Origin of the sequence: Hymenobacter sp. BRD128, assembly GCF_013256625.1 — a bacterium.
In the GTDB taxonomy this organism is placed as follows: domain Bacteria; phylum Bacteroidota; class Bacteroidia; order Cytophagales; family Hymenobacteraceae; genus Hymenobacter.
Map to the genome: position 1 here is coordinate 83,959 of NZ_CP053909.1, position 19,725 is coordinate 103,683.

Here is a 19,725-nt window from a genome sequence, read left to right on the forward strand (position 1 = left end):
AATAACCTCGCCAATTGTTGTATAAAATACAAGTAAATAATACAAAGTTAACGCGCCCTCTCTCCCCGTTCTGTTCGTGCTGCGCACTGGGCAGGCCCCAGTAGCCGAGTAGCGTTTGCCACTCGGCTACCACGGCCCGACTGGCTAGGCGGCCTGGGCCATTGGCTGGTCCCCGAATAAGGAGAATTGCAAACCGCCCGCCCCCGTACCGGGCTCCGTGGTACTGGCTACGAGCTGCCGGCGCTCGGGCAGGGGCTCGGCGGCGGGCTCCGGGTCAAACGGGCCCCGCTGGCGCTGCTGATAAGCTTTCATTTCCGGCTCCGGTAGCCAGAGCTTACCGGCACAGGCGCGGAGGTTGAATTCTTGGTGCAGCCGAGTATCGCGGAACGTCAAATGCAACGTCCCTTTCTTAAAAAAGCGAATCTCGAAAAACTCGCTTTGCAGCGTGTCGGTGAAGGTTTCGCCGGGATAGACCTTGCCGAGGTGGTTAAAATGGGTAGTCAGCGCCTGCTCTATCGTGTGGCACTTTTCGTAGGTAGTGCCGGAAAGATAGCACATTACGCGGTCTATGTCCCTATATTGACTTGATACGCCAAAGTCTAAGCGGAAGTAGCTGCCGTAGCGCTTGAGCTGGTCAGGCTTATCCCAGTCACTCCAGCGGACCCAGCGGGGCAGAATCAGTTTACGGTTGACTTTATAGCGGTCGTTGGTTTTCCACCCCTCCACGTAGCAGCGGTTTTCCTTGTAGTAGGAAGTAAAGAGGTCGAACACGGCCACCACGGCATTTTGCAAAATAGTATCCTTATTCTCAAATACCATTGTAACGAGCTGCGCCACGTTCTCTTTGGTGAAGTCGAGGTAGCCGCACGAACGACTATAGCGCGCGAAGTCCTGGCGCACTTGGTGCGTCATGTACTTCTGAATATTTAGCTTGTCCATTACTTCGCTCCAGGCGTGCTGCCCCAGCTCTTCGCTGAAGTAATTGTACTGGCTGCGCAGGTTAGCCCCGCCAAACTCTATCGCGTCGCCGGCGAGCTTGTGCACGTTCACGCCCTGGCCGCGCCGGATAACGCCGTGCTGGTAAAACTCTAGCGCCGCACGGGCGCGGGTGAAGCCCACAAACGCCTCCCGTAGCAGCTGCTGGCGATGTATCATATCGCCTATCACGTCGTTTAGGGCTACCTGGTCTTTTAGATTGTCCTCGCTCAGGTCCGGAGTGGGGCCACTGTGCCGGGTAAAGTCGAAGGCTAAGCGGTCGGTGCCCTGGGGCTTTTGCAGACGGATAAGGGAAACCTCCACGCTGGTTTTGCGCTCGGCGTCCTCGAAGGCGGCGCCCAGGTGCTCCACGCTGCCGTGGTCGGCCAGCAGGGCTTGTAAGAGCTGGCGCTTTTCGGTAAAGGGGTTGAGCACCGTTTCACTGTTAACGAGCGCCACTACGTGGCCCCCGCTGGCCACCCGGTCAAAAGCGTGCAGCACATGCTCACAGCCGCGCGAAAACGGCGGGTTCAGGATAATTAAATCAAACTGGTGGTCGCCCTCGTAGGTCAGGAAGTCATGCGCCAGCACCTTATAGCCCTTGCCGTCGAGCGTGGCCTTCAAATCCGGGTCCAGCTCGCAGGTGTAGATGTTGCGGCTCTTGTCGCGGCCGTAGCAACCGCGCTCGACGTTATCAATGTGGCGCACGATATAATCCACAATGGCCCCGCTGCCGGCGCTGGGCTCCAGAATGGTTAGCTCGCTCAACTTTGCCCGGTCCCGGCAGTGTGCGACGGCGCCCAGCCAGGGCGAAAGCATCTGGCGAATAACGCGTTCAGGGGTCGGGAAAAACTCGTTGTTCAGCATGGGCCGTGGGGGGAAAAAGTGACTGTTGGGGGGGCTGCTAACCCGCTTAGTACACGTTAAAGATACGGCGATTTTGTATTAAATACAAGTATTAAATGCTAAATACAGTAGTAAAAAAGGGCCTTTTATTGCCGTAGCCCGCTTTTCCCCCACTGCCCATCAGCTACTCGTCTGGCCAGGCTACGGCACCAAGCAGCGTGGCCGCCGAGTGCCCCAGCGGAGCAGCCCGGCGGCCACGTATCACAGTAGGCCGTTACGCGCCGCGTACTCACCAAAATTTTACGGCATTGCTGCTCTCCTCAAAGGCCTCATCCAGATACAGGCGCTCATAAAATCCTTCTGGGGCCTCGACCTGGTGCGCTTCCACTTTTTCAATCAGTTCATCCAGCGACTGCAACCCGCCCCCTCGGGGCTCGCTCAGCGTAGTGTAAAGCATTTCCGCCTGGTTGCCTTGGGCATCCAGCTGCCAGATAGTGAGAAAGAAGTGTTGCAGAATGCGGTCCCAGCCGGCGTCAATGCGCAAGGTGGGGGCACTGCCGGCGGCGGCATCAGCGGCGGGGGCCGAAAATATGTGCTTCATGGGTAGGGGGGCTGGCGATTTACAGCAAGACAAAAATACCCATAAATTGTATTTAATACAAGTATTTAATATCCATTACACGAATGATAATGACTTATTATTCAGTAACGTAACCTTCTCCCCACGGCCCGACAAGCTATGATACACACATAAATACATAAATAGCCCCCTGTTCTTCCCGCATTGCGGGGGGTGGGCTGGGTAGGGTCTAGCAAGGGGAAAGATTGTCCGATTGAACAAACTTTATTGAAACTTTGGTACCTTGGTTGCTTCATCCTCTACCCCCTTACCTCAGTGGAAATTTTTGCCATGATTGGCCAGCTCGTGCTGGCCATGTCGCTACTCGTCGGCCTGCACGAGTTCGGCCACTTCGCCTTCGCCAAGCTCTTCAAGATTAGAGTCAGCAAGTTTTATATCTTCTTCGACTTCCTGTTTCCGCTACCGGACAAGCTCAAATTCAGCCTATTCAAAAAGAAGGTAGGCGAGACAGAGTATGGCATCGGCTGGTTTCCGCTCGGCGGCTACGTGGCCATTCACGGCATGGTCGATGAAACCCAGGACGCCGCCGCGCTGGCCGGCCCGCCGCAGCCCGACGAGTTTCGCAGCAAGCCCGCCTGGCAGCGCCTGCTGGTGATGCTCGGCGGCATCCTACTGAACGTGGCCACCGGCATCGTGGTGTTCTCGGTGATGACCTACCGGCTGGGCACCGATTACCTGCCGGCCGCGGCCGTGCGCTATGGTATTGCGGCCAACGGCCTCGGCCGCAGCGTGGGCTTTCGCAACGGGGACCGGATAGTGCAAATCAATGGGCGGCCAGTAGTCGAGTTCAATGACGTGTACGACCCCGACCTACTGCTCAACCCGGCCACTTGCTTCACCGTCGAGCGGCAAGGGCACCTGCTGGCGCTGCCGCCCCTGGGGCGCGGGTTTTTTGAGTGCTACAGTAAGCAGGGGGACGATAGCGCATTCGTTTCGCCGCGCTCCCCCTTCTCGGTGGCGGAGGTCGTGCCCGGCTTTCCGGCCGACCAAGCCGGCCTGCAAGCCGGCGACCGCATCCTGCGCGTGGCTGGCCAGCCCATCCGTTTCTTCGATGAGCTCACGACTACCCTGGCCCGGCATCGGAAGGAGGCGCTGCCCTTCGTGGTGCAGCGCGGGGTGCTGACGCTGCACCAGACTATTACCGTTAATGCCGATGGAAAAATCGGGGTCAAGCAGCAAAGCGACCTGGCGCACGGTACGCGCTACTTCACACCGGCGCAAGCGCTGAGCCACGGCCTGGAGCGCGCCGGCACGGTCGCCCGCCTGCAAGCCAAGGCGCTCGGGAAGATGGTCACCGGCCAGCTTTCGGCGGCCGACAATTTGAGCGGCCCGGTGGAGATTGCCCAGCAGTTTGGCGGGCACTGGGACTGGAACCACTTCTGGGGCCTGGTGGGCTTGCTGAGCATGGTGCTGGCTTTTATGAACCTGCTACCCATTCCGGCCCTCGACGGGGGCCACGTTATGTTTCTGCTCTACGAAATGCTGACCGGGCGCAAGCCGTCGGAGCGGGTACTCGATAAAGCGCAGCGCGTTGGCACGATGCTGCTCATGCTCTTGATGGTGTACGTGCTAGTGGTAAAGCAGGTGCTTAAACTCACTTCTTAACTCCCACCCAGTTACGCGCACCTTACTAGCACTCGCTTACCCACTCTTCCTCATTTAACTCATGCGATTCACTACTAATGCAGCAGGCTTCGTCTGCCTGCTTACCTGTCTGTTCTACTACTTGTCTGCCACCACGAAGGCAGGGCCTACTTTTGGGGCCGCCGTGGCGGTCGGCACGGCGTATTTATGCTTGGCCCTACTACACTTTCGGTATAGTGGGCCAATTAGCTTCTCGGCCACCGTAATAGTAGCCTTAACTGTCTTGTTGCCGCTTCCCTCACCCACCTATCAGCGTGTGGCTTATAGCTCGCTACTAGTTGTTGGATTGCTCACCTTGGTTACAATTAGCATAGAGGTAGTGGCTAAGAAGCGGCCAAGTACCACTTAACATTCTGACTAGCGGGCTTGCAGCCGCTGGTATTCCTGGGCTAGGTCGCGCATGAGCACCGGCATCAGCTTGCCCAGGTCGCCGGGCTCGGGATGCTGGAAAACCGCGTTGAAAAACTCGTTGCTTTCTTCGGCCTCGTCCTCGTCCAGCCCCCCGGCTTTGAGCACCTCCTTACCCTGCGCGAATACCCCTAGCATGTTGGCGCAAAACAGATTTTCTACCGTTACCTGTAGCTGCTGCTGGCCCTGCACCAAGCGCTCATATTCGCGCTGGTAAAATTTACGGGCCCCCGGCCCGCCTTCCCCGTAGTGCTTTCCGTGCTCCTGGCAGAAACATCTCGCGTGCTCAATAGGAGCCTGAAGCGAGGCCACAAAGTCGGTGTAAAGCTGGTCCCACAACTCCAGCACCTGGCTCAGGGTGAGCGTTTGCCAGCTAGCAACGGTGCCCACCTGGGCGGCGGCCTCGGCCAGGTCCGGCAGCTTCGTACTCCGCAGGTCTACCGGCTGGGTGGAATTGACGGCAAAAAGGTCGAACTGCATGTTAGGCGTTTTTGTAGATGGCAGTTTTCCAGCCGGCCAGTTGACACATGGCATTCAGGCCGGTTTTCCAGCTAAGCAGCAGATTGCCGCTGCTGGTATGCAGCTTGAACCGGCCCTTAGTGCCGGCGGCCAGCAGCGCCCGCTTATAGGCGTAGGCCGTGGCTAACTCGCCACGCAGGATGCCATCCCGGCCCCGGTAGCTCAGCCAGTCCAGGTCGTTGCGGCTGTGGCGGGCCCGGCGCTCGACCTGGACTGGCTGAGCTATCGGGGCCGGTTACGAGGCGCTGGGCGCGGGTATTCTCAGGCGGAGCTAGCCGATGCGGATAATTCGCGGCATCCGGGTTTCGTAGCCCGTCACCTCCCGGAAGGTCTGCGCCAGGTTCTCCACCCCGACTTCCTCGAAAACCTGCTCGTTGGTGATTACCGGCTTGAAGTCAACTAGCTCCTGGTGGTAAAAGTCCAGCCGGTAGTTATCGGTCGCGCTTACCGTAATCTTGAGGCGGTTAACGCCCGCTTGGTTAGGCTGCAAGTCCATCCGCAGCCAGGGGAGGGGGTTGCTCTCCGAGCAGCCGGCCGCAAACAGGTTATGGGCGCCGGTCATCAGCAGGAACCCTCGGCCGCCGAGGTGCTGCAAGATGGTGTAGGCTTCTTCTACGACGACGATGGGGGCTGTTTCTTCGCTCATAAGGGGGGCTGTTTAACAAGTTAAAGTTACGACCTGATTTATATATTATACGTGTATTTAATACAATTAAACAAGTATAAACCCCCTTATTTCGCGTAGTTCGCACTTTCCCCCCACGGCCCAAAAGCCCCCCGTTTTTGTCGCTTCGCCCCCTTGAAGACCCACTCAGTTTCCCTCGACCGCCGACACTGGCCGGCCGGGCCCCGCGCGCGGCAGCCGCTACGCCTGAGGCAGTATCAAAAATCATTGGTTCGATATAGGGCAGGCTTATTTATTGAATATGGCCAGGTCACAAGATTATATTTTTGGCAGAAGAACGAGCTAGCCCTTATCTTACCGTCAACCAAGGGTTTTACTCATTTCCACCAGATGAAAAATACTTTTTCCACTTACTGGCATCAGCTGCACGACGCGTTATTCGAGCAGCCAATCACCATCGCATACCTCGCGGTGGCCATAGTTACCGGCTTGGTAGGCTGCGTACTGCTCTTTGGCGCACAGCAACTCGATGAACGTACTAAGCTGGCCGGCATGCTCGTCTGTGTCGTGGTGCTGGCTCGCGTGTGTGATTCCCGCCCGACTCGCTACCTCTGGTGCGGCGCGGTCGGTATACTGGCAGTTGGTATGCTGATACTTACACTAGCGTAACTGCTAAGTAGCAAAAAGGCCCAACCGCAAGGATGGGCCTTTTTGCTACTTAGCAGTTACGCTTTCTTCCACCAATACCAATCGGCCCAGCCGGGCGGTGGGTTGTTGAGCCAGAGCTGCGCCCACCCGGCCAGCACGTCGCCCAACTCGGCGGGGTAGTGCCGCTGAAGAAACGCCTGCACGCCCGCGCTGGTGAGCTGGCCGGCTTCGTCGGTGAGCAAGCTCGGGTAGTTCACCACCTGCTCGCGCAGCCAGTCGAGCGCCCGGGCGCGGCGCTGCGCAGGCTGCGGGGGCCGGGCCTCGGGGCGCTGCCGGCGCTGCAACAGATACACTGCGGCCCGGTGGTAGCGCTGGGTGTCAACTAGCTGGTAGTACGTCTGGGGAAACGTGGGCTCGGTGTAGTCGCGGCTGGCGTAGTAGATGGCCTCGGCCAGAAAAGCTACCTGGTGCGGCGCGGGGTCGGCCGGCAGCTGGTCGAGTACGGTTCGGGGGCTAGGAACAATGGCGTACATAACTTTCAGTGGTGGTTAGAAAAGGGTTAGTTGCCGCCGGGCTAGTAGCTCAGGGCGTAGCCATACCTGGGGGGCATCCTGCTGCTCGATGCGGTCGGCAATCAGGCAGGCACGTTCGCCGCGCGTCAGGCCGGGAGCAAAGCGCTGGCTGCTGCCGCTGTTGCGGGCAGCATTTACCGAGTCTGCGGAGGCTAGTGGGAACTTGGTAAATACCTTGGGGTCTAGCATGCGCAGGCCGTGCAAGCGGCACAGCGGCCGCCCGTATTCATCACAAAACGCACTCATTATCTCGTGCATACGCGCCCACCAGCTGGCGCTTTTCAACTGCTCATACCCTCGCCCGCCGCCCAGAGCAACCGTGTCGTAGGTTTGGGCTAGCCACCGGGCGCGGTCGAGTGAGTGGTGCATGTGGAAAACTGGAATCCCGGTTAGGTGAACTGGCCAGCGCCGCAGGTACTCGTTGTTTTGCCGCTCGTCGCCGGCGATGTGGTCCGGGATAATGGCGCCGTGAAAGCCTGGCAGCGGCTGGATTTTTTCGACCCAGCGCACGTAGGCCTCATAGTGGGGGTACTCCGCAAAGCCTTTGCGCCAATAGGAGTAGGCCCCGTTATCCGCCAGGAACCCGCGGCAGGCCCCGACGACGAGCGCCAGGTCGTCGGGGCGGGAAAATGGCACTAGCGCGTAACGCCCCGCCAAGGCAGTATGTGCATCCTGCTTACTGCCTCCCATCGGGGTCCCGTGATACTTAATCATGTGCTGGCCTGGGAAAGCGGTAGGGGCATCGGTGGCTAAGCCGCTGTCCGGAACAGGTCGAACTGCACCGGCTCAGCGGCGGGCTCCAACTGCACGCCGGCGCGGCGCTGGGCCAGCCGCTCCAGGCGCTGGGCCTCGCGCTGCTGGTCGATGGGGTACCAAAGCTGGCGGCTCTCGCGGCGGGCCTCGGTCTGGGCAAGCTGCTGGCGGGCCTCGGCCTGGGCCAGTAGCCGGGAGAAGTAGATTTCCTGGCGCTGGTGGCGTACCTGGCCTTCGAGCGCGAAGACTACTCGGCCCAGCCAATCGAGCTGCGCGAAGCGCTCCAGGTTGGTGACGTAGCGCCCGCCCTGGGCCTCGGCGGCCGCATCGCGGGCCTCATACTGCGCCGGGGTTTCGCGCACCAGGTAGTGGCGGGCCGACCGGGCGGAAGGCAATACCTTCGCCTGCACGTACCGTACCACGCGCTGCAAGAAATACTGCTGGCGGGTCAGCGGCTCGCGGCGCGGCCGGGTAGCCGTGGGCTCGCACTCGTCCAGGTACCACTTGTAGGCCAGGCGCTCGGTCAGCGCATACGCGCCCTGGCGTAGGGTATGCAGCTGCCACAGCAAGTCGTTGAGGTGCTTCTCGTCGTAGCGGGAGAAGGGCAGGCAGTAGGGGCTACCCTGCTTGGGGTAGGCCTCCGCGTCAACTATCAGGGGCAGGCCGTAGCAGTCGCGGCCGGTGTTGTCGATGGTTACGTGGCGGTTGCAGAGCCCCAGCATCTGAAACTCCTCCAGCTCGAACACAACGGGCCAGTTCACGTTCTCGAAGCGCAGGGCGGGGAGGGGGGCCGGGGTTTTGAGGGCTAGCTTGGATTGGCGGGCAATTTTCATGGCAGTAGGTAGGAGAAGGTGAGGTATCGGGGGGCTTGGGGTATAAAATTACGCTAAAACTTGTATATTATACGTGTATTTAATACTAATAAACGCAAATAAATCCCCTTATTTCGCGTAGTTCGCACTTTTCCCCCACGGCCCAAAAATCCCTCGTTGATTACCCCTGCCGGCGTAGCTGCGCGTTCTGCTGCCGGCGCTCCCGGCTCGGCAATCGTCGCAGCAGGCACTCACTTACAAAAGACTCGGTTTGGTGCACAGCGATGTGCTCAGCAGCCTCCAGCGCTTCCCAGCACTCCCACACGCGCCAGCGACTGAGCACCGGCACGTCGTGCCTTTTCAGCAAGGCCACCAGCTCCGCTTGCCACAGCAGTCCCGCCAGCCAGGTTTTACTCTGCGCGGGGTTAGGGCCGGCAACTCGGGCACACGTCAGCTGCCCGGCGCTGGCCACCCACAGGCCCACCCACGTCGGCACCAGCGGGGGGAGCTTGCCCACGTGTTTTTCGACGACTACAAAGTTGATGGCCGAGAAAACGTGGCCGTAGCAGTTCACTTGCAGCGGTATGCGCTTAAGGGTGTCGCTGTCGCCCTTGATTTCATAGCCGTGCAAGTAGCCGTCACCCAGGGCTACCACGTCCGCGCGCGTCATGGCCCCGATAGTATTGCCGATGGGCAACTCATCGAGCACGGCCGTGCAGGGCAGCAAGTGGGCGCGAAGCAAGGACCGGATTTCGGGGTCATTCATCACAGAACAAGCTACAAAAGTTTGTTTAATAGAACAAACTTTAGGAGAACTTAGCAGCGACAAGCTCGCCATTAAATAAAGCAGAACCGTAACAGTAGTAACTAGATGCTGCTAAGTAAATTCATATTATTCGAACTTCTACAGTCGGCACCAATTCCTAGCTGATTTAGCTAAATACAAACTAAGTTTATTGGCAATCGTTTATTTTGCGGCCCCTCCCGTGCCGCCCTATGACCAATATTCACCTCATTCGCATCCCCGACCGGACGGCCACGCCGTTTTTACTGCCGGTTTTCAGTAGTCTGGTCCCCGCCGGTTTTCCCAGCCCGGCCTCCGATGAGCTGGCGGGCGTCATCGACCTGAACCGGCTGCTGCTGCGGCACCCGGACGCCACGTACCTGCTGCGGGTTTCCGGCGAGTCGATGAGCGGCGCCGAGATTCACGCCGGCGACCTGCTGGCCGTCGATAAGCACCTGGAGGCGGACCACAACATGATAGTGGTGGCCGTGGTCGAGGGCGAGTGTACCGTGAAGCGCCTGGTGCGTAAAGACCAAAGCTGGTGGCTCATGCCGGAAAATCCGGCTTACCCGCCCTATAAGATTGGTGATAACGCCGAGGACCTGCGCATCTGGGGCGTGGTTACCCACGTCGTGCACGAACTGATACCTGGGCGGCTCACGGCGCTGCTGCACAGCCACGACTAGCCATGTTTGGCCTGTCTTGAAAGATTAGTCCAAAAGTCGCATTTGGCAACTAGTTACGCTGGAAAGCTAACCTACTTGCTAACATCACTAAAAACCTAGCAACATGAGAGATTTACAGGATGATTGGCCTCATGAGCAGTGCCCCAGGAGCAAAGGGGAAGGCGTGTTAACGGCCAAATTTAAAACCGCCTTATTTGCGGCTCCGTGTGCGCCGTAGCGGCTTATCGTCGCTATTTAGTAGAACGCCCTCCGCATCTTCCACGCTGACCTTGACCATGCGCAGGCTGAGTACCCAACGAATCAGCGTATCGCTCCGGAAATCATCGAGTACCCCATCTTCTAGGAAGTAGGTGCGTGCGTAGTCGTGAAGCCCAGCAGCTATTTTGTGCAGGTCCGGCCCAGGTGGAGCTACGGGCTTTACCAGGTCGTACACTTCTGAGTTTTCTAACCATTGCAGCCAGGAGATAGCTTTTTCTAACCAGAGTTGGCGCAGTAGCTCCGGCTGCGCTTTCACGGCCGCGAACATGGCAAGCTCACTTTCTAGTCCCAAGTCCCGCGTCTGCTGGTCGCTGCTACCGCTATCGGTGCCCTCATGCCAGTAATTCGCTAATAGCGCTGGGGTTATGGGCGCTTCGCCCTGCTCAAACTCAAATACAATTCGCATCCTGGCCATACGCCAAAGATACTTCGGACCAACGCCTGACTACGCAATGGGAGAATCCGGCCAAGTAACAGCTGTACCAAACTTTTAGCCAAGGCCATGTTTGCCCTTCTCGACGCCAACAACTTCTACGTGAGCTGCGAACGCGTTTTTCAGCCTCGGCTGGAAGGTAAGCCCGTGGTGGTGCTCTCCAACAACGACGCCAATATCATCAGCCGCTCGGCCGAGGCGAAAGCCCTGGGGCTGCAAATGGGCGACCCCTATTTTCAGGTTAAGGAGTTGCTGCGGCAGCACGAAGTGCAAGTCTTCAGCTCCAATTATCCGCTCTACGGCGACATGTCCAGACGGGTCATGCACCATCTCGCGCAGCAGGTGCCCGGCCTGGAAATTTACTCAATTGATGAGGCATTCATGGACCTGCACGGGTTGGAAAAGCACTTGACGCCGTACCTGGGCAACCTGGAAACGTTCGCCCGCCAGCTGCGCGCCGGCGTCAAGCGCAGCACCGGCATCCCGACTTGCGTGGGCGTGGCCCCCACCAAGACGCTGGCCAAGCTCGCCAACCGCATTGCCAAGAAAAAACCGCAGTTCGAGGGGGTCGTGCACCTCGATACGCCGGCGCGGCTAGCCTGGGCGCTGGGCCAGGTGCCCGCCGCCGACGTGTGGGGCATCGGCCGGCAGTACGCCGGCAAGCTCACGGCTGCCGGCATCGACTCGGCCGCCGACCTGGCCCGGGTTTCCGAGCCCTGGGCGCGCAAGCACCTGGGTGGGGTAGTGGGGGTGCGCCTGGTGCAGGAGCTTCAGGGCCAGCCCTGCGCGGGCCTGCACCCTTCCGAAGATGGCACGCTGAGCCGGCAGAGCATCAGCTGCTCGCGCACGTTTGGCCAACCCCTGCACGTTCAGGCTGAGGTACTGGCAGCCGTCGCCACGTTCCTGGCCGGCGCGGCGGAAAAGCTGCGGCGACAAGGCGACCTGGCGCACCTGCTCACGGTGTACCTGGGCAAGAACCGGTACTCGGCCGCGGTAACGCCGCCCTACTCGCGCTCGGCTACCCTGACGCTACCGAGTGGACCCACGGCCGACACGCGGGTGCTGCTGAGCTACGCCCACCTATTGCTCGACCGCATCTGGGAGCCTGGCGTGCCGTACCACAAAGCCGGCGTCGTGCTCGACGGCCTGGAGCCCCCGGGCCAGGGGCAGCAGCTGGATTTATTCGCGGCTATCCCGGTGGCCCCTACTTTCCCCACGGTCCCGGAGCAGCCGCGCTTGATGCGCGCCCTCGATGCGTTGAACAGTCGCTTTGGTCGGGGCACGGTTCGCCTGGCTAGCGCCGTCGTGCTGTCCCGTCAGCGCCGGCCCGATAGCCGGGCACCCTGGGAAGGCAAAGCGCAGTGGCGCACGCCAGCCTATACGACCCGGCTGGAAGATTTATTACTCGTCAATTAGTTAACTTAACTCTACCCGCCCGGCTAAGCGCTCTGGGCCAGCGTCACCGAATACTCCAACTTGAACCCCGGCCCGAACACCTGCCTGAGTACCTCCTTCAGCTCCTCCACATACGTGCTTTCAATGTGGTCGTAGATGCGCTGGTCAGGAACGCCAAGCTCCAGCACTCCATTTTGGAAAACAAGCGGTTGCAGAGGCTTAAACCAGGTGGCGAGGCTCTGGGAGCCCAGCACTTTTTCCAGTCGCGCTAGGCACTGTCGCCAGCCCTCGCGGGCGGCTACCTCTGCCTGCGTGGGTGCTGCCTTCCCGGCCGGCGCCGCCGGCCGGGGTTGCCCAGTTGCCGTAGTGGGAGGCTTGAGGCTGCGTTCATACTCGTCGAGCAACGACCGGTTGCGTACCAATTTGAACACCCAGCCGCCCAGGCTCTTAATCTTGGTTTTAGTGTTCTGCCGGGACTTATTGAGCACGTACCAGATGTAGTCCACCGGGTAACGCTTGGTTTCGCACACGTCGCGCGTTAGTTCAGCGACACTGTCTTGGCTGATACCAATGGCCCGCAGCTGCTCCACAAGCTCGGCCGGCAGCAGGTCGGCATCTGAGACGGTTTTGGTAGCAGATGGCGTTGGGTCCAATGGTATCGGCCGGGCCGAGTACCGAAAGACAATACCCGTCGCTTTCTTGCCGGTGCGCAGCACCTGGTAGGTAAAGGCCAGGTCGGTTTTGGCTAGTTCAAGCTGTACTTTATCAATGATGCGCGCCTTAAAGTTGTTGAACCGGTCAGCGTACTCGTTCTCGCTCATTCCCAGCCGGTAACGCAAGTCATCATAGGTAAAGGTTCGCTCCCCCGAAAGCGGTATTCCGATAGGAGCCAGTAGAGCTTATGGGCGTATGCACTCTTGAGACTCTTGAGTTCCTGCACCACGGAGCGGGTAAACTGGCCCCCCCGCGTCAACTCCAGCAAGTAGGGCATGACCTGGTGATTCAGCTGCGCCTCGATGCAGCCCTTCCCCTCAACGTAGTCGAGGAGGGAAAACAGCGGGATATCACGGTGGGTACGGCCTGACTTTAAACGCTTTCCCGTCTCAGGGATGATTTCTAATTGCAGGGTACGCCCGGCCAGGCTGCTTTTCATGTCGCGCACGTACTCGTAAGCCCAGTTACTGCTGGAAAGGTCCATGAATTCGGACACTGGAATAACGTGCACGGCAAATTCCGTGTCAGTGGGTCGTATCCGCGCCAGAATACAGGTGAAAAGCCGCCACTCCGTGGATGCCAAATTAAACGGGCTGTTAATCATGGCGTTGTGCTGGCGAACTATCTCCTCCGTGGGAAAGCTAATCGTGAGCGTCTGCGTAGCGTCAGTCATCAGGCGAAATTTTATCCGCTCCTAAAGTACGAAATTTAGCAAAAATTGTAGCAGGTGCATACTCCGCTCCCCTGCCTCGCGGATTGGTTACTGCTACCGAAACCGTCTTTTCTACCTGAATCGCCTAGCTAACGGAGACGGTTTTAGCAGCGGCTAGGAAGGCATTGGCAGAAATAGCCTGACGGTTTAGGTAGCAGATGAGACGGTTTTAGTAGCGGCAACCTGACGGTTATGGTAGCAGGTCAGTTAGGTTTAAGTAGCAGATAAGACGGTTTAGGTAGCAGATAAGACGGTTTTAGTAGCAATTAACGCTTATAAAATACTATCTATCAGTTACTTACGCAGATAGTAAAGCTTTAAGGCTTTAAAGATAAAGTAAGACTAGCTAGCGTCTTTTTTAGTCGTGTAGGCCTACCGTAAATTGCTCAGGCCGGCGCTACCGTCTAAAAGTTGGCTTCGCACACCTGGGGGGCGGAATCATGTAGCTACATTATTTAGTACGAGCTAGCGCTCAGCTCACTATTAGCCAACTGAGGTGGTCGGGTAAGTGGACAGGGCGAAAGTAACCTTCCCTTGTCATGGAAGCAGAAAAACCAGCCGCTAAGCGGCACCGAACCAAGTACGATGCGGCCTTTCGGACCGAGGCAGTTCGCCGCGTAACGCAGGACGGGCAGCCGGCCCGCGCGTCGCGCAAGCATTGGGCATGAGCGAAGCCATATTGGGCAAGTGGGTGCGGGCAGCCCGTACCCGCGCCGCCCGCCCGGTGGGCAGCGAAGCGTTGGAACAAGAGCGGTTCGCTGCGGGACTTTCTCAATAACCAACCCGGCATGATGCTGCCCCGCGTTGCGCGCTACTCTGCAGGCCGCTTGGCGTACGGTACCATGGCGCAGCTTGAAGCCTACCTGGCCGCCGAGCGGGGGGAGTGGCGCGCAAGGAAAGCCGGCAGGCATCGGCCGCCGACCTGGACGCCGCCCGCGAGCGGGTGCAGCAGCTGTGGGCTGTGACAGTCGCTGCCTTTGTCATTGAGGAGCCGGAGTACGAGGTGCCGGCCTGGAGCCCAAAGCACCCACCTAACGCCTCTTTCCGGCGCCGAAAGAAGCGTTATTGGCCTTTTTATAGCAGCAGGGAGACAAAATTACTTTAAGGACATACCGTATATAATATGTCCTTGACTTTTAACCAGATGACATTTTCACACAGTCCAAAAAGCTAGGTTCAATAAACCAATTAGCTGTTTCTTTCTGGACTGCCTTTCTGAACCTTGTTTGCTGAGGCAATTACTCAAGTGAGCTACAATACATACAGGGTCAATAAGTTACGGTGGCTGCTGCAGAACTCTTGGTCCGTTTTGCCTCCAGTTCCCAAGCTGCTGCTACCGGCAGTAATACGTGCGCAAAAAGGATAAAAGCCGCTGCTCTGATGATGGCTTGGGCAGGGCGCTGGCCCGACACAAGGTGTGTTGGGACTGGTGCTCGATCTACTTAAGGTTTAAGGCGATGGCGGTTAGCAGCATCGTTTTATGCGTACTGCTAAGACATCGCGTGTTGGTTGACCCGGCGTAGGCCATAGTGCTGCAGTAAAGTGCCAAATACGGGTTCTATGGTACGTTGACGCAGCCGACGTATATATCGACCCTGTCGGGTCAGGGTGCGGCGGTAGTGCGCGGCATAGGCGGTTCGAATATACTGCTGTTTCTTGACCTTCGGGACGCAGGTCGGCTTCCGCGGGCACAAGCGGCAGTCTCGGCTAGCCGCGCGGTATATTTTCCCCAGCTCACTGTCCTGATTTTTACAAAATAATCTAAAAGTCAGCACCTTGCCGGCTGAGCACGTAAAGCAGTCTGCTTCCGCATCGTAGGTAAAGCCCTCGATTCCGCAACTTCGCTAGCTGGCGGTAGAGATTTTGCTTCAGCACCCGCTCGGACAAACGAACGCCGGTGACGACTTTGTCAGTAAACTGCTTGTGGCCCTGCATACCTGCAAGATACCGCTGGTCAGCCGCCTACTTCTGCTACAGCCACTACACCTTTCGGAACGCGTTTAGGTTAGCGCTAGCCGCTTTGCCCAATTTTACAAGTCTGTTTGGCAAACGAGGGCTCTTTTCTTAGCACGCGAAGGCCTCAGAACGCCGACCGGTAGCTTCCAGCTTCTGCGTTGCTACAAGCACATTTTTAATTGCAACAATATTCAGCTGGCAATTTAGCTAAGCTAGCAGCGCAGCCTACCTTTGGTGCGGAGTAGCGCGTGGTAGCTAATTAGTTAAGAAGCGCTTCTTGTCATCGTTTTACCTGCCTTTTCATGAAGCACGTTGTCGCTTTAGCTCATCGAATATTGTTACTGTTATGCTGCTCAGTACTCGGCCAGCGGGCGGCAGCGCAAGCGCCTGGCCAGGGCAGTGGCTCGCTGACGGGCACCGTACTCGATTCGCTTACGCAAAAGCCGGTGCCCTTTGCTACGGTCGTGCTCCTGCCACCGGCCCCTTCCGAAAAAGCCGCGGCGGGGCAATCAGCGGACGAGCAGGGGTATTTTGAATTAACCAAACTAAAGGCCGGCGCTTACCGCTTACGCATCAGCTTCGTGGGCTATGGCGTGCGTACCCAGGCCGTAACCGTGACCGATGGCCGGCTGGCACTAGGCCCCATTCGGCTACCCGCTACGGCGCAAAAACTAGGCGAAGCGGTGGTGGTCGGCCAAAAGCCGCTCATGGAAGTCCGGCCGGACCGCCTCGTCTACAACGCCGACCAGGACGTGACCAACGCCGGCGGCACGGCCCAGGACGTGCTGCGCAAGGCCCCCCTGCTCGCTATTGACGGCCAGGACAACGTGACGATGCGCGGTAACAGCAACTTCAAGGTCCTGATTAACAACAAGCCCTCGCCCACGCTGGCCGCCAACCTGAAGGAAGCCCTCAAAAGTATCCCGGCCGACCAGATTAAATCGGTGGAGGTGATTACCACCCCGCCCGCCAAGTATGACGGGGAGGGCACGGCCGGCATCATCAACATCGTGCTTAAAAAAGGGGCCAAGCAGGGCCTTAACGGCACGGTGGGGGCCAACGCTGGCAACCGCGGCAGCAATGGCAATGCGTCGCTCAACTTCCGCCAGGGCAAGTTCAACTTCACCTCCTCGCTCAACGGGGGGCTGAACTACAACAGCCACAGCGCGTCGAGCAGCGAGCAGATAACCTACCGCCCTACCCGCACTGACACGCTGCGCCAGGACGGCACGGGCAGCAACACGGGCTACTACGGCTCGGGCTCGCTCGGCCTCGACTACGACCCCGCCGAGCACCACAGCTTCTCGCTCAACGGCTCCTTTTTCAGCTACGGCGGCGCTAACCAGTCGGGCAACCTGAACCGTTACTCTACGCCGCTGCCGGGCTTCGGAGCCCTGTTTCTGCGTGACACGCGCTCGACCTACAACGGCGGCAACGCCGAGGTGACCGGCACCTATACCCGCACCTACAAGCAGGAGCGGCGCGAGTGGAGCACCCTGGTGCAATATGCCTACAATGGCAACCGCAACGGCTACGAATTTAACCAGTTCAATAACAGCGACCGGGCGCTCGACGTGAGCCAAGCCAGCTACCGCGAGCGCAGCACCACCCGCCTGCCGGGCCACGAGTACACGCTGCAAAGTGACTACACCTTGCCCCTGGGGGAGAAGAAGACGCTAGAGTTTGGCCTCAAGGGTATTGTTCGCCTGACGGGCTCGCAGGCGCAGGTCGACACCCTGTTTCCGGCCCTGTCCCCCGAGTTTGCTACGTCCCGCTACCGGGGCACCGCCTTCGACTACCGCCAGGACGTGGAAGCCGCGTATGCCACGTACAACTTCAACGCCTCGGAGAAGCTGCACCTCGGCCTGGGCGGGCGCGTGGAGCGCACGGGCCTCTGGGCCGAGTTTGCGAACACCCACACCGGTATTCCCTATCGCAGTTACGTCACGCCGCTGCCCAACGCCAACGTGAGCTACGAGCTCAGCAAAACCAGTAGTCTACGCCTGGCCTACAGTCGCCGCATCAGCCGGCCCTACATCTACTACCTGAACCCCTACGTCAACCGCAGCAATCCCATCAGCTACTCCTACGGCAACCCCGACCTGGACCCCGAGTTGACGCACTCAGTGGAACTGAGCTACAACAACTTCATCAAAACGACGTCCTTCAACGTGGCGCTTTCCGTCTTGCGCACCGGCAATTCCATCGAGCGCGTGAGCTTTGCCAGCACCCAGCCGCTGCTGCCCGTACCCGCCGAGATTGTGCCCGCCCCCAACTTAGTGCTGCAAACCAGCGCCAACGTGGCCAGCAACACGGCCTTCCAGCTTAACGGCTACGTCTCGACCAAGCCCACCGAAAAGTGGAGCCTTAGTGTAGGAGGCAACGTGCAGTATTTGCTGCTGCGCAGCACGGCCTTGGGTTTGACCCGGCGCGGCTTCGCCGGCAACTACAATGTCAATACTTCTTACAAGGCGACCAAGACGTTAACGTTGCAAGGCAATCTGTTTCACTCCCTGGCGCGGCCAACGCTGCAGGGACGTAGCAGTGGCTTTGTCTACTACGGGGTAGGCCTACGCCAAACGCTGCTCAAGGGCCGGGCCGACGTGTCGTTCAATACGCAGTATCCCTTCACGGCACAGCGCACGTTTTCGTCTGAGACGGCCACACCCACTTTTTCGCAGAACAGCCGCTTCACCAACCAGCAGCGCCAGTTTCGGGTGGGCTTCACCTACCGCTTCGGGCAACAGCAAGCCATGCGCCAGCGCAAAAGCATCCGCAATGACGACATCAAGGGCGGCGGGAGCAGCCAGGGCGGCGGGGGCAGTTAGGGCAAACACAACCAATCAACTAAAGGGACAAGTCGGGTTGAGCAGTATCAGTAGACGTTCCGTCGATATTAGTCAAGCCCTTGCTGACTGCGACTGTACTATAATTTTTTTGATATATATTTCCTTAACTATGACAACTTATTGCGCCTAAAAATAAAACAGTTAAACATATTGATGTAATATAAAAAATATCCTACTTATTGTTATCTGCCATCGGTTGCTTTGCGAAACTGGTAAAAGAGTTTTTGTAGCAAGCGGCTATCAGCAGTGATTATGTCGGCGGAAGCAGTCATACCAGTCTTGTAGACTAATGACTTTCCATAGCTGGTCTTTAAGCCCTCGGATAGCACTACTTTGGCTAAAAAAACGCTGTCCTTAAGAGGAATATCGGCAATGGTAGTAATACGTCCTTTAACGAACCCAAACTCCTGATAAGGAAACCCCGCGAATCTCACCAATACTTCTTGGCCAACTCGGACTTTGCCTGCGTTTCGTTGCGGAACCAGGAGTTCGCCAAGATATCCGGTACTTTCGGGAGCCACGTAAAATAATTCTTGGTTAAGAGCGACGACTTGGCTCTCCTGCAATAATCCTGTAAAAAAAACCCTTCCGGAAACGGGAGCTATAAGGATGTATTTGGCCTTCCAAGCGACTAAAGCACTTTGCAGACTATTGAGTGCCTGAAGAAATTGACTGCGTTTCTCCGAAAACTCTCGATCAATTTCTAGTAATTCTTTCTGCTTAGCTCGTTGAGCCGAAGTATTATTGATAAGCGTGGATGCCATTTGTTCATAGGCTAGCTGGCGTTCAATGTTCTTACTTGCCTCGCGCTTGAGTTCAAGCGAAGCTATTCCTTTTTGTGAGGCTAGTCCGCGTTGCACATCATAATCTTGCTGAGCTAGTTTAGCATCGCGAAACTGCAATAAACGCTCCCGTCTTAGTTGTTTCGAGAGCTCTTGCAAATCACTTAGTTCTTTTTGCAATAAAGCTTTTTTCTTGCTGAAAAATCCACCCGCCAAGTACGATTTGAGACGGATGTTAGCTTGCTCAAAAGTTTGAAAAGCAGCTTGCAATTCGCCTAACTCGTGATAGGATGCTAGGCTTGCAAGCTGGACTTTCTCTAACTCTCCGTTTTGGGCAAAATGCCACGCAGATTGTAACTCTTCACCCAACCACAGTACTTCCGCATAGCTGGCATTACTTTCAAGATGCGCTAGTGGCGCTCCTACTTGTACTTGCTGTCCATCCTGCACAAATAAATGTATGACTTTGCCGTCGGTTCTTGTAACAACAGCCTTCGGCGCATTCGTAGCAATAAGCCTGAAAGATGCATGGACAAGGTCCGGGTAGCGTACCATCCATGTGCCGATAAAAATTATCACCACTAGGAGAAATACCCCAGTGATTCCCCATCGAAGTAGCCACTTAGGTGGGCGCGCTAAAATCTCTTGTACTTCTTCCGCTCGAAGCTCAATAAAATCGCTGCTCTGATGCATTACTTAGCAGATTAACACTAG

Annotated in this window: 18 protein-coding genes; 5 read left to right on the forward strand and 13 right to left on the reverse strand. The window is 57.7% G+C overall.

What is annotated here, in order from left to right:
• Positions 1-144: 144 nt before the first annotated feature.
• Together GKZ68_RS20790 and GKZ68_RS20795 are read right to left on the reverse strand one after the other, a co-directional pair.
• Positions 145-1,842 (reverse strand): DUF4942 domain-containing protein, encoded by a 1,698-nt coding sequence (locus GKZ68_RS20790; protein WP_173118750.1) that lies wholly within the window; start codon positions 1,840-1,842, stop codon positions 145-147.
• 268 nt (positions 1,843-2,110) lie between these two features.
• On the reverse strand, positions 2,111-2,422 hold the full coding sequence (locus GKZ68_RS20795) for a hypothetical protein (RefSeq protein WP_173118751.1): 312 nt from the start codon (positions 2,420-2,422) through the stop codon (positions 2,111-2,113).
• Between the two features lie 294 nt (positions 2,423-2,716).
• Here GKZ68_RS20795 and rseP point away from each other — a divergent pair, with 294 nt between their 5' ends.
• A complete protein-coding gene (rseP, locus tag GKZ68_RS20800; RefSeq protein ID WP_254244309.1) occupies positions 2,717-4,066 on the forward strand; it encodes an RIP metalloprotease RseP in 1,350 nt (449 codons plus the stop codon).
• Positions 4,067-4,462: 396 nt separating this feature from the next.
• Here the strand turns inward: rseP and GKZ68_RS20805 are convergent, their stop codons facing one another.
• Together GKZ68_RS20805 and GKZ68_RS20810 are read right to left on the reverse strand one after the other, a co-directional pair.
• The gene (locus GKZ68_RS20805) at positions 4,463-4,993 is read right to left on the reverse strand and encodes a hypothetical protein (RefSeq protein WP_173118753.1); all 531 of its coding nucleotides are present in this window, start codon (positions 4,991-4,993) and stop codon (positions 4,463-4,465) included.
• 310 nt (positions 4,994-5,303) lie between these two features.
• Complete coding sequence (locus GKZ68_RS20810) at positions 5,304-5,678, reverse strand: hypothetical protein (RefSeq protein ID WP_173118755.1); 375 nt, start codon at positions 5,676-5,678, stop codon at positions 5,304-5,306.
• A 369-nt stretch (positions 5,679-6,047) separates the two neighbouring features.
• Here GKZ68_RS20810 and GKZ68_RS20815 point away from each other — a divergent pair, with 369 nt between their 5' ends.
• On the forward strand, positions 6,048-6,326 hold the full coding sequence (locus GKZ68_RS20815) for a hypothetical protein (RefSeq protein ID WP_173118757.1): 279 nt from the start codon (positions 6,048-6,050) through the stop codon (positions 6,324-6,326).
• Positions 6,327-6,382: 56 nt separating this feature from the next.
• Here GKZ68_RS20815 and GKZ68_RS20820 read toward each other — a convergent pair whose 3' ends face one another.
• The 4 genes from GKZ68_RS20820 to GKZ68_RS20835 all read right to left on the reverse strand — a co-directional run bounded on the left by GKZ68_RS20820 (position 6,383) and on the right by GKZ68_RS20835 (position 9,208).
• Positions 6,383-6,838, reverse strand: a complete 456-nt coding sequence (locus tag GKZ68_RS20820) for a hypothetical protein (protein ID WP_173118759.1) — start codon at positions 6,836-6,838, stop codon at positions 6,383-6,385.
• A 15-nt stretch (positions 6,839-6,853) separates the two neighbouring features.
• Complete coding sequence (locus tag GKZ68_RS20825; protein WP_254244310.1) at positions 6,854-7,513, reverse strand: hypothetical protein; 660 nt, start codon at positions 7,511-7,513, stop codon at positions 6,854-6,856.
• A gap of 113 nt (positions 7,514-7,626) precedes the next feature.
• Positions 7,627-8,463, reverse strand: a complete 837-nt coding sequence (locus tag GKZ68_RS20830; RefSeq protein WP_173118763.1) for a hypothetical protein — start codon at positions 8,461-8,463, stop codon at positions 7,627-7,629.
• Positions 8,464-8,623: 160 nt separating this feature from the next.
• The gene (locus GKZ68_RS20835) at positions 8,624-9,208 is read right to left on the reverse strand and encodes a sce7726 family protein (protein ID WP_173118765.1); all 585 of its coding nucleotides are present in this window, start codon (positions 9,206-9,208) and stop codon (positions 8,624-8,626) included.
• 230 nt (positions 9,209-9,438) lie between these two features.
• Here GKZ68_RS20835 and GKZ68_RS20840 point away from each other — a divergent pair, with 230 nt between their 5' ends.
• Positions 9,439-9,912: a LexA family transcriptional regulator gene (locus tag GKZ68_RS20840; RefSeq protein WP_173118767.1), complete on the forward strand. Its 474-nt coding sequence runs from the start codon at positions 9,439-9,441 to the stop codon at positions 9,910-9,912.
• A gap of 190 nt (positions 9,913-10,102) precedes the next feature.
• Here GKZ68_RS20840 and GKZ68_RS20845 read toward each other — a convergent pair whose 3' ends face one another.
• Entirely contained in the window at positions 10,103-10,576 is a 474-nt protein-coding gene (locus GKZ68_RS20845; protein ID WP_173118769.1) for a hypothetical protein, read from the reverse strand.
• A 96-nt stretch (positions 10,577-10,672) separates the two neighbouring features.
• Here GKZ68_RS20845 and GKZ68_RS20850 point away from each other — a divergent pair, with 96 nt between their 5' ends.
• Entirely contained in the window at positions 10,673-12,019 is a 1,347-nt protein-coding gene (locus tag GKZ68_RS20850; protein ID WP_173118771.1) for a Y-family DNA polymerase, read from the forward strand.
• Positions 12,020-12,042: 23 nt separating this feature from the next.
• Here GKZ68_RS20850 and GKZ68_RS20855 read toward each other — a convergent pair whose 3' ends face one another.
• The 3 genes from GKZ68_RS20855 to GKZ68_RS22850 all read right to left on the reverse strand — a co-directional run bounded on the left by GKZ68_RS20855 (position 12,043) and on the right by GKZ68_RS22850 (position 15,256).
• Positions 12,043-12,819, reverse strand: a complete 777-nt coding sequence (locus GKZ68_RS20855; RefSeq protein WP_254244311.1) for a DnaA N-terminal domain-containing protein — start codon at positions 12,817-12,819, stop codon at positions 12,043-12,045.
• A complete protein-coding gene (locus tag GKZ68_RS20860) occupies positions 12,816-13,385 on the reverse strand; it encodes a replication initiation protein (RefSeq protein WP_173118775.1) in 570 nt (189 codons plus the stop codon). The genes GKZ68_RS20855 and GKZ68_RS20860 overlap by 4 nt, the downstream gene beginning before the upstream one ends.
• A gap of 1,529 nt (positions 13,386-14,914) precedes the next feature.
• Positions 14,915-15,256: a transposase gene (locus GKZ68_RS22850; RefSeq protein ID WP_367949242.1), complete on the reverse strand. Its 342-nt coding sequence runs from the start codon at positions 15,254-15,256 to the stop codon at positions 14,915-14,917.
• A 426-nt stretch (positions 15,257-15,682) separates the two neighbouring features.
• On the opposite strand from GKZ68_RS22850, the gene GKZ68_RS20870 reads away from it, so the two are divergent.
• The gene (locus tag GKZ68_RS20870; protein WP_302052025.1) at positions 15,683-18,208 is read left to right on the forward strand and encodes an outer membrane beta-barrel family protein; all 2,526 of its coding nucleotides are present in this window, start codon (positions 15,683-15,685) and stop codon (positions 18,206-18,208) included.
• Between the two features lie 203 nt (positions 18,209-18,411).
• On the opposite strand, the gene GKZ68_RS20875 is transcribed toward GKZ68_RS20870, so the two are convergent.
• Positions 18,412-19,704, reverse strand: coding sequence for an HlyD family efflux transporter periplasmic adaptor subunit (locus GKZ68_RS20875; protein ID WP_173118780.1), 1,293 nt, complete (start codon positions 19,702-19,704; stop codon positions 18,412-18,414).
• Positions 19,705-19,725 lie beyond the last annotated feature (21 nt).

Excerpts from the sequence above, each read along its gene's own strand:
- GKZ68_RS20790 (WP_173118750.1), bottom strand. The coding sequence starts at position 1,842 with ATGCTGAACAACGAGTTTTTCCCGACCCCTGAACGCGTTATTCGCCAG.
- GKZ68_RS20795 (WP_173118751.1), bottom strand. The coding sequence starts at position 2,422 with ATGAAGCACATATTTTCGGCCCCCGCCGCTGATGCCGCCGCCGGCAGT.
- GKZ68_RS20805 (WP_173118753.1), bottom strand. The coding sequence starts at position 4,993 with ATGCAGTTCGACCTTTTTGCCGTCAATTCCACCCAGCCGGTAGACCTG.
- GKZ68_RS20810 (WP_173118755.1), bottom strand. The coding sequence starts at position 5,678 with ATGAGCGAAGAAACAGCCCCCATCGTCGTCGTAGAAGAAGCCTACACC.
- GKZ68_RS20815 (WP_173118757.1), top strand. The coding sequence starts at position 6,048 with ATGAAAAATACTTTTTCCACTTACTGGCATCAGCTGCACGACGCGTTA.
- GKZ68_RS20820 (WP_173118759.1), bottom strand. The coding sequence starts at position 6,838 with ATGTACGCCATTGTTCCTAGCCCCCGAACCGTACTCGACCAGCTGCCG.
- GKZ68_RS20830 (WP_173118763.1), bottom strand. The coding sequence starts at position 8,463 with ATGAAAATTGCCCGCCAATCCAAGCTAGCCCTCAAAACCCCGGCCCCC.
- GKZ68_RS20835 (WP_173118765.1), bottom strand. The coding sequence starts at position 9,208 with ATGAATGACCCCGAAATCCGGTCCTTGCTTCGCGCCCACTTGCTGCCC.
- GKZ68_RS20840 (WP_173118767.1), top strand. The coding sequence starts at position 9,439 with ATGACCAATATTCACCTCATTCGCATCCCCGACCGGACGGCCACGCCG.
- GKZ68_RS20845 (WP_173118769.1), bottom strand. The coding sequence starts at position 10,576 with ATGCGAATTGTATTTGAGTTTGAGCAGGGCGAAGCGCCCATAACCCCA.
- GKZ68_RS20850 (WP_173118771.1), top strand. The coding sequence starts at position 10,673 with ATGTTTGCCCTTCTCGACGCCAACAACTTCTACGTGAGCTGCGAACGC.
- GKZ68_RS20855 (WP_254244311.1), bottom strand. The coding sequence starts at position 12,819 with ATGAGCGAGAACGAGTACGCTGACCGGTTCAACAACTTTAAGGCGCGC.
- GKZ68_RS20860 (WP_173118775.1), bottom strand. The coding sequence starts at position 13,385 with ATGACTGACGCTACGCAGACGCTCACGATTAGCTTTCCCACGGAGGAG.
- GKZ68_RS20870 (WP_302052025.1), top strand. The coding sequence starts at position 15,683 with ATGAAGCACGTTGTCGCTTTAGCTCATCGAATATTGTTACTGTTATGC.
- GKZ68_RS20875 (WP_173118780.1), bottom strand. The coding sequence starts at position 19,704 with ATGCATCAGAGCAGCGATTTTATTGAGCTTCGAGCGGAAGAAGTACAA.